The organism is Mycobacterium sp., assembly GCF_035623875.1.
Lineage (GTDB): Bacteria > Actinomycetota > Actinomycetes > Mycobacteriales > Mycobacteriaceae > Mycobacterium.
Genome location: NZ_DASPSP010000263.1, coordinates 1 through 7,730, shown reverse-complemented (window position 1 = coordinate 7,730; position 7,730 = coordinate 1). Strand labels below are relative to the sequence as shown.

Below are 7,730 nucleotides of genomic sequence, written 5' to 3'. Positions count from 1 at the left end.
CGGTGTTGATCCCGATGCCGATCCGTAGCGCGCCGCCGAATCGTTCGGCGACGAGGCGGTGGATCAACACAGCGGCGCCCACGGCCGCGTCGGCATGATCCGCGAGGTCGTTGGGGGCGCCAAAGACGGCCAGTGCACCGTCGCCGAGGAACTTGTTGACGTGCCCCCCGGCGTCGACCACGGCCGGCACCACGATCTCGAACAGGGCATTGAGCCGGGCGACAGTGTCCTCGGCGCTGTTGGCCTCGGCGAACGGGGTGAAGTCGCGGATGTCCACAAACATCACCGTCACCTCACGGCGCTCACCGGCGAAGACGTCGTCACCCTGCTCGAGCAGCCGCGCCGCCAAGGCCGGGTCGACGTAGGTCCCGAACGCGGCCTGAAGTCGTTGCCGCTCGGCCAAACCGGCCTGCATGCGGTTGAACGACGCCGCCAGCGCGCCGAGGTCATCGTCTTGAACCACCGGCAGGCGTCTTGTGACGCACGGGTTTCCTTGCCCGAGGAGCTGGCGGTGGGCGCGGGGTGGGACAGTGATCGCGCCTCCGCCAAGTTGGCGGAGGGTTAAGGGTCGCGCCTGGAAACTGCGGGATTTCCGCCCGATGTATCCTCGCCCGATGCGACTCTTCGGTAAATATCGCGTGGCGATGGCCCGCGAGAACGGTCCCAACGGCAAGCGCCTGGGGGTCGATGTCACCGGCCGGACTGCCGAACAGCGTTTTCGCACTAAGTCCTACGTCCGCCACAATGCCCGCCGTCAGGAGCACCTGGCCACCCTCGGGCTCGACCTCAGCAATAAGAGCGTGCTGGAGGTCGGTGCCGGGATCGGCGATCACACGACGTTCTTCCTGGACCGCGGGTGCAAGGTGCTCTGCACCGAGGGGCGGGAGGAGAATCTGAACGTCATCCGCCGCCGCTTCGAGTCCGCCCCTAATGTCGCAGTCGAGCAATTAAATCTCGACGGCGCTCTCCCGGCCGCCACACCCCGCTACGACGTGGTGTACTGCTATGGCCTTCTCTACCACCTCTCGCGTCCCGCTGAGGCGCTGGCGTGGATGTGTGACCGCGCAGCGGGCCTACTTCTGCTGGAGACATGCGTGAGCTTCTCCAGCGAAGACAAGCCCTTCCCGGTTAGCGAGATCGCATCCTCGCAGACCCAAGCGATAACTGGCACGGGGTGTCGGCCTTCGCGCGTGTGGGTCATGAACCGACTGAGGGAGAAGATGCCGCACGTATATGTGACCGCAACGCAGCCCCGGCACAAGGAGTTTCCGTTGGATTGGACGGCACCACGGCCGACGAGTTCCACAGGTCTGGCCCGTGCGGTGTTTGTCGCCTCGCGCGCTCCGCTGAACCTGCCCACCCTGGTCAGGGAGCTGCCGATGGTGCAGCGCCGGTGCTGACGGTGACTGCAGCCAGGGGTATCCCGCAAGAATTCCCGCGCCATCAGGCAGTTGTTTATCGCGCCAGCCGGTGACGTCGCTCCAGAAAGTCTTGAGTAAGTGATGTTACCGACTGGCTGAAATACGTTTCACCAGCGATCTCGGCGACCCCGCCGCCAGAATCTCCGCGCATAGCCGCGGCGCGCTTCCTCCTTGAGGCGGTAGGGCATCATCGCCTCCCGGTCGACAGACCGCCGCTGGGCACAGACTGGATCGGACGGGACCAGCGCGGCCGTTGGAACGCAAAGGCTCGGGAACAAGCAAGGCATTGCTCGGGGTGCTGACGTAAATCTGCCCACATATATTCGAGGTTATGCGCGCAGCCGTCTACACCAGAATCAGCCAAGACGCCACGGGACAGCGCGCCGGTGTGACCCGCCAGTTGGAGGACTGCGAGGCACTCGCCGATCGGCTCGGATGGGAGGTCACCCACCGCTACGGCGACAACGACCTGTCCGCCTACTCCGGTCCCACCCGTCCCGGCTTCGAGGCCATGCTGACGGCGTTGGCTGATAACGAGTTCGGCGCGGTGATCTGCTGGCATCCCGACCGGCTCGTCAGGTCGATGAAGGACCTGGAGCGGTTGATCGCCATCGCCGATGGCGGCCGAGTCAAGTTGCGTACCGTCAACGCTGCGGTGGCGGCCGATTTTCGCCCACCAGGTGAACGCCGAGCGGTGACCGGCTGCCCGGCGGTGACGCCGGTGTGCGAGCCGGTCGTCAGCGGCGCCGACGCTGTCGCGGCAGCGTTGCGCAGCGGTGACGTCGCCGGCGCGGTGGTCCAGGCGGATGGCGTGGCGCGGCCGTGGTTGACTGCGCCCGGCCGTGACGTTATCGCTGCTGCGTTGACGCCGCGCTGGTCGCGGTGGGCGGCGGAACGGTGCCGCCCGGCCGCGGCAGCGATGTTCGAGATGGTCGCCGCCGGTGGGCAGGTGGATGGCGCTGACGTCGGCGAAGCGGTGACTCGGGCGATCCGGTTGGCGTTGTTCGGAGTGGAAAACCAGGACGGACTGTGGGCGGTGGTCCAGCAGCGCCAACCAGTCGGCGGCGACGACCTGGTCGGTCGGCTGGCCCGAGCCGCGCCGCAGTGCACCGACGAAGAGATTTTCTTGTTGGCGGGGTCGGTGCACGGCAGCGGTGAGCGCGGCGGTCTCGGCCAGATCAGCGACACTTTCGTGTGGGCGTTGCTGCATCTTGCGTCCGACACCGGGTTGGCGGGGAGGCTGCGCGAAAACCCCAACGACATACCGGTTTTCGTTGAGGAGGTCGTGCGGCTGCATTCGACGACCCAATACCTACCGCGGGTCGCCCTGCGGGACACCCGTATCGGCGACCTCGATTTGTCGGCCGGTGACACGTTCTGCATAGCGGCAGGTGCGGCCAGCCGGGAGGGCGACGGCGGCGACCAGGTGAACGAGCGGGTGCGTACCCATTGGGGGTTCGGCGCGGGCCGGCATCGTTGTCGCGCTAACCATCTAGTCCGGGCTGTGCTGCGGATGCTGGTGGAGGAATGGCTGGCACAGATCCGCCAGTGCGCGGTGCCGGATGGGTTTGTGCCGCAATACATCCCGGGCCGGACGGCGCTGGTGGAGCTGCCGTTGACGTGGCAGACATAGAACCCGCCTGCTCGATCTTGGCGAACGACAGCGGCCCCCATGCGGTCAAAGTCTCGGCCAACTCGGAATCGATTGCGGCCAGTATGTCGGGCTCAAGCGCGAGAAAGGTGCGGGCCACGATCATCCGGACGGTCCGGTAGGAGATCGCGCCGGTGGCGAACAGCGCCGCGACCTTGGGCAACCGATCGTGCAAGCAGATTGCGCTGTGCAGCTGCGCACCGGCTGCGGCAGCCGTGATGCCTTGCGCGGCGGCTACTTCGGCCGCGACTGCCTCCCAGGGGTCGATGCGCCATAGTTCGCGGCCTTTGCCGTCTTCCACCGGAATCTGGCGACGTTCGTAGAGTTCGGCAATCGCGGCAGGCCGGCGGGCGCAGGCAGCGTTCTCGGCGCGGGCCGAGTCGCCGATTGCTGCCACCACCGCAGCGTCCGGAACCTCATCGAACATAATTTCGACTATAGGAGCCCGCGGTGACAGGCAAGAGCGTCGGCGACTCAGCTGTGGACGAACTGCTATCTGTGGATAACTCGCGCCGTGCGTTCCCCGGAATCAACGCGCGGTCAAGAAATCGCTGTTGTGTTCGCCGACGGCCGGCGGGGGAGCGGCGGCGGCCGCGGTGAACGTGGAGTAACGAGCCGGTGTGCGGATCAGCGTGACGGCCTCTTCGCCGCTGCCGACCTCGAGCGCGAGCCCATTCTCGGCGAAAAGCGGGGTATCGACGACCTGCTTCCAGCTATATGGCAGGCACGCCATTAGCCCGTTGCTGCGCAACAGTTTCACCCACTCGGCGGCCGGTTTGGTGGTTAGCGTCGACTCCAGTTCGTCGCTCAACTCGGCATAGTTGACCGCCCGCGAGCGCTGGTCGGCGAACCTTTCGTCGTCGAGGAGGTCCGGACGGTCAATGGCCCGGCACAACAGCTCCCAGTGCTTAGGGATGTACGCGCTGATGACGACATATCCGTCGGCGGTTCGGAACGCGTCTGAGGGTTGCGTCGCAAAGCCAACGCTCTTGCGCTGCTTAGCTTTCGGCGTCGACGTGGGCTCGCTTGGCCGGTTCAAGTGCACGGTGAGCTGGTTGGCCTGCAGCGACACTGCGACGTCGTACATGGCGACGCGGACGATGTCGGCGACGCCGTGCCGCTCGCGATTGAGCAACGCCGCCAGAACCGCCTGCGCCAGCACGTGTCCGGTGGCGTTGTCGACCAGCTGGAACGGGATGATCTGCGGCTTGCCGTCCGGCGTGCGCATTCCGGTGGTCATGCCGGCCTCGGCAGCGACCATGAGGTCTACTCCCGGCCGGTCACCATGCGGGCCGTTGCCGCCGAACGCCGACACGCGGGCATAGATCAGCTTGGGGTTGCGTGATTGTAAGTCGTTGGGGCCCAGCCCGAGCTTCTCCATTACGCCGGGGCGGAACCCTTCGAGAATCACGTCCGCGGTGTCACTGAGCAGCAGGACTTGTTGCTTGCCCTGCTCGGTTGTCAGATCGACGGCCACCGATTTCTTGCCCCGGTTGTTGGGCAGAAAATACGTCGCGAGCGGCGGACGTCCCGGGAGCACCGAGGTGATGTGCCGTGCGGCCTCCCCGCCGGGCGCCTCCACCTTGATGACTTCTGCACCCAGGTCGGCGAGTACCTGTCCGGCGAGCGGTCCTGCGACATTCTGGGTGAAATCGAGCACCCGAAAACCGTCGAGGGGCTTGGGGCCGGGCATCAGAGCGCATCCAGTGTTGCTGTGCAGTAATGGTTTTCGCCTTCACCGTCGTTGCGTACCGGCAGGGGTAAACCGGCGTCGGCCAACAACTGTCCGGCGAGGGTCCGGACGGTGTGCCAGCCGCGATCGGTCAGGTATGTCGCGACGTCATGACGCTCGCCGCCGTACCACAGGTCATCGATGTGGGCGTCCAGTCCGTGCTCGTACCACTTCTGAGCCGCGGTGTGCATGATCTGCAGCGATTCCGGCGAGTTCAGGAAGATCTCCGCGACCAGTCGGCTACCCCCGGCGCTGAGGCTGGTGATGTTGTCCAGCAAGCGATCCTGGGCCTCCGGGGGGAGGAACGCCAGTAGGCCCTCGGCGATCCACGCAGTGGGCCGCCGGGCGTCGAAGCCCTCCTGCCGAAGCGCTGCCGGCCAATCGTCGCGCAGGTCGATTGGTACTTCTTGCAGGTCGACCGTCGGCTTGACGCCCAGCGGCTGGTCGATCTCGAAGACCGTCATGCCTGACGGCCAGGACAGCCGATAGCCGCGGGCATCCAGGCCAGAGGCCAAAATCACCACCTGCCGCACGTCGGCCGCCGCCGCATCGGCGACGAATCGGTCGATGAAGCGGGTGCGCACCGCCAGCAGATCGGTCATCGGCTGCACACCCCAGGGGTGCTCGGGGATGTCCACGTCGACCGGGTCGATTTCGCCCGCCGCCCAGCAGGTGAAGAAGTCGACGGCGACCGCGCGGACCAGCGGTTCGGCGATGCTGGCTCGGGCTCTGCCGACCGCCACCATAGTGGCGGTCGCCCCTACGCTGGTCGCCAGATCCCAGGAGTCGTTGTCGGTACGCGGCATCATTTGAACCTTCCGTTGCGGGGAGCGGTTAGTGCACACATCCACTCTACGGCGTTGCGCTGGCAGCGGTTTCGCGTAGACCCGCCCGTTCGACGCTCAACAGACTCGCTGTTTGATGTTCTTCTCGGTACGCTTTGCCGCCGCCGTTCAGTCCGAACAGCCGTTTGCTCCACAGCAGCCAGATGACCGCAACGATGTTGATTACAAGCGCAATTAGCCGAAGCGCGGTGATCTTCTCAGTGAGCTCGTAGATTTCCAGCGGAAGGAAGACACTCGTCGCGATCACCGCGAAGTACTCGCCCCACCGTTGCACCAGCCACAACCCAACAGCTTCGACGAGCTCAATCGCCGCGTAGGCGCTAAGCCCCACTGCAATCCACGTCAGCGTCGACGACGACAGCGCGAATGCGTGCGCGACATGGTGAATGATCTTGGAGTTGTCCGGATTCCATCCTATCTGGTTCGCCAACAACTTAAGTAACGGCAGGTCCTGCTCGAACGCATGGCGCAACCGCTCGCGTGACCCGTTGACCTTGAACACGCCGGCCGCCACCAACGAAAAGATCACACAGCGAATCGCGCGTTCCACGGCCAGCGCCCGCATCAGCGTCCGATCGCGCAGCATTCGCCCGCGTGGAATCTCCGGCGCCGTATTCGCCGGGCCGCTGCGGCGGGGAGGACCCACAACGAATGTCTCGCAGCGCAAACACCGCCAAGCCTCCCCGGCGGGAGTATCGGCCTTCAAGCGCTCCCGAAGCTCCGGCTCATCGGGAGCGAAAGTAGCGTGCCCGCGCAATCCACACGAGCGCAGAGCAAAATCCACCATGAGAGCACGGTAGTGTCGCGGCAAAGCGGCTCGCAGCGAGGGTCTGCGACTACCGTGATCGGGACGATCCGCGCTATGCGAGGTAGAAACGGATGAGCAATACACGCGACGCGGTGCGCAATGGCCTGTTGCTTGAGGCCCTGGATAAGCCGATCGATCTCAATGCCGTGGATTGGCATGTCAGACACCGGAATCCGTCGGCGTCACCCTCGGAAGTGCAAAACGAAACCCTAGAGCTCATTCGCGCTGTAGTGGGTGAGAGCCTGTTCAGGCTGGGGTCCGTGAGCGGGAAAAGTGATCGTTTCTTCGCCTGGAGAAGGTCGCTCGATCATTCGATCCACCGGATATCTCACGTCTATGTCAAACACTACGACGATCCCGAGAGATGGATGTTTGCGGCGTGGCTGTCGCTCACCGCAAAGGGCAAAGAGCTGGGCCAATGTCTGGAAGAGAAAGACATCGACTTATATCGCGGTAAGCGCGGTTGAGGACTCGTGCGCAAGCGATCGGGGTTGCAGGTCAGGCCCGCCGCCGAGGGTGACCTCGCAGAGGTCTGCAAGATCGTCAACCACTTCATCGAAAACTCGTTCTTCAATTTCCGGACCGAACCACAGGCCGTCGACGAGTGGCGCAGCGAGTGGAGACGACTGCACTCGCGATTCCCCTGGCTGGTAGCCACCGACGACCGGATTGTCGGCGTGGCATACGCGGCGCCATGGAACGGTCGGGCCGCTTATCAATGGACGGCCGAGGCCACCGTCTACGTCGATCCGTCGAGGCATCGTCGCGGGGTGGGCGACGCGTTGTACACCGAGCTGCTCAGCCGCCTGCGCCGACAAGGCTTCCACAGCGTCGTTGGGGTGATCGCCCTGCCCAACGAGCCGAGCGTCCGGCTGCATGAGCGACACGGGTTCACGCCGGTCGGCCAGCTGGTCGAGGCCGGCTACAAGCTGGGTGCCTGGCGCGACGTCGGGTTCTGGCAATGCACGCTGGGCGACGGTGATGGCGGGATAACGGGTGTTGGAAGCGATGGGCGTTCGCGGGGGCTTTAACATCGCATGGTGACCAACTCCGACCCGGTCGGCACTGCAGCTGGACTCGTTGAGCATGCCTGCTGCACAGAACCCGAACGTGCGACACCGCGGGATGCAGCCTGGCATCGTCGTGCGCGGTGGGCACTGTTGCTGGCGTGGGTCAGCATGGCCGCGATGCTCGCCGAGGGCGTGATTGGGCTATGGCAAGGCCTGGCGGTCGCCTCGATCGCGCTGACCGGGTGGGCACTGGGCAGCATGCC

Annotated in this window: 7 protein-coding genes and 3 pseudogenes; 5 read left to right on the top strand and 5 right to left on the bottom strand. The window is 65.2% G+C overall.

Annotated elements, in window-relative coordinates; translation table 11 throughout:
- Positions 1–574: pseudogene (locus VEI45_RS21515) on the bottom strand (adenylate/guanylate cyclase domain-containing protein); the annotation flags it as partial.
- Positions 575–644: 70 nt separating this feature from the next.
- On the opposite strand from VEI45_RS21515, the gene VEI45_RS21510 reads away from it, so the two are divergent.
- The gene (locus tag VEI45_RS21510) at positions 645–1,400 is read left to right on the top strand and encodes a [2,4-di-O-methyl-alpha-L-fucopyranosyl-(1->3)-alpha-L-rhamnopyranosyl-(1->3)-2-O-methyl-alpha-L-rhamnopyranosyl] dimycocerosyl phenol-phthiocerol 3'''-O-methyltransferase (RefSeq protein WP_324856552.1); all 756 of its coding nucleotides are present in this window, start codon (positions 645–647) and stop codon (positions 1,398–1,400) included.
- A gap of 352 nt (positions 1,401–1,752) precedes the next feature.
- On the top strand, positions 1,753–3,054 hold the full coding sequence (locus VEI45_RS21505; protein WP_324856551.1) for a recombinase family protein: 1,302 nt from the start codon (positions 1,753–1,755) through the stop codon (positions 3,052–3,054).
- Between the two features lie 13 nt (positions 3,055–3,067).
- On the opposite strand, the pseudogene VEI45_RS21500 reads toward VEI45_RS21505, so the two are convergent.
- The 4 genes and pseudogenes from VEI45_RS21500 to VEI45_RS21485 form a co-directional block, all read right to left on the bottom strand.
- Positions 3,068–3,499 (bottom strand): annotated as a pseudogene (locus VEI45_RS21500) (DUF222 domain-containing protein); the annotation flags it as partial.
- A gap of 102 nt (positions 3,500–3,601) precedes the next feature.
- Positions 3,602–4,765, bottom strand: coding sequence for a CoA transferase (locus tag VEI45_RS21495; RefSeq protein WP_324856550.1), 1,164 nt, complete (start codon positions 4,763–4,765; stop codon positions 3,602–3,604).
- Complete coding sequence (locus tag VEI45_RS21490) at positions 4,765–5,610, bottom strand: class I SAM-dependent methyltransferase (RefSeq protein ID WP_324856549.1); 846 nt, start codon at positions 5,608–5,610, stop codon at positions 4,765–4,767. The genes VEI45_RS21495 and VEI45_RS21490 overlap by 1 nt, the downstream gene beginning before the upstream one ends.
- Before the next feature lie 46 nt (positions 5,611–5,656).
- Complete coding sequence (locus VEI45_RS21485) at positions 5,657–6,436, bottom strand: DUF2127 domain-containing protein (protein WP_324856548.1); 780 nt, start codon at positions 6,434–6,436, stop codon at positions 5,657–5,659.
- Positions 6,437–6,528: 92 nt separating this feature from the next.
- On the opposite strand from VEI45_RS21485, the gene VEI45_RS21480 reads away from it, so the two are divergent.
- From VEI45_RS21480 to VEI45_RS21470, 3 genes and pseudogenes are all read left to right on the top strand, one after another.
- Positions 6,529–6,924 (top strand): hypothetical protein, encoded by a 396-nt coding sequence (locus tag VEI45_RS21480; protein ID WP_324856547.1) that lies wholly within the window; start codon positions 6,529–6,531, stop codon positions 6,922–6,924.
- A gap of 6 nt (positions 6,925–6,930) precedes the next feature.
- On the top strand, positions 6,931–7,488 hold the full coding sequence (locus tag VEI45_RS21475) for a GNAT family N-acetyltransferase (RefSeq protein WP_324856546.1): 558 nt from the start codon (positions 6,931–6,933) through the stop codon (positions 7,486–7,488).
- A 9-nt stretch (positions 7,489–7,497) separates the two neighbouring features.
- Positions 7,498–7,730, top strand: a pseudogene (locus VEI45_RS21470) (hypothetical protein); the annotation flags it as partial.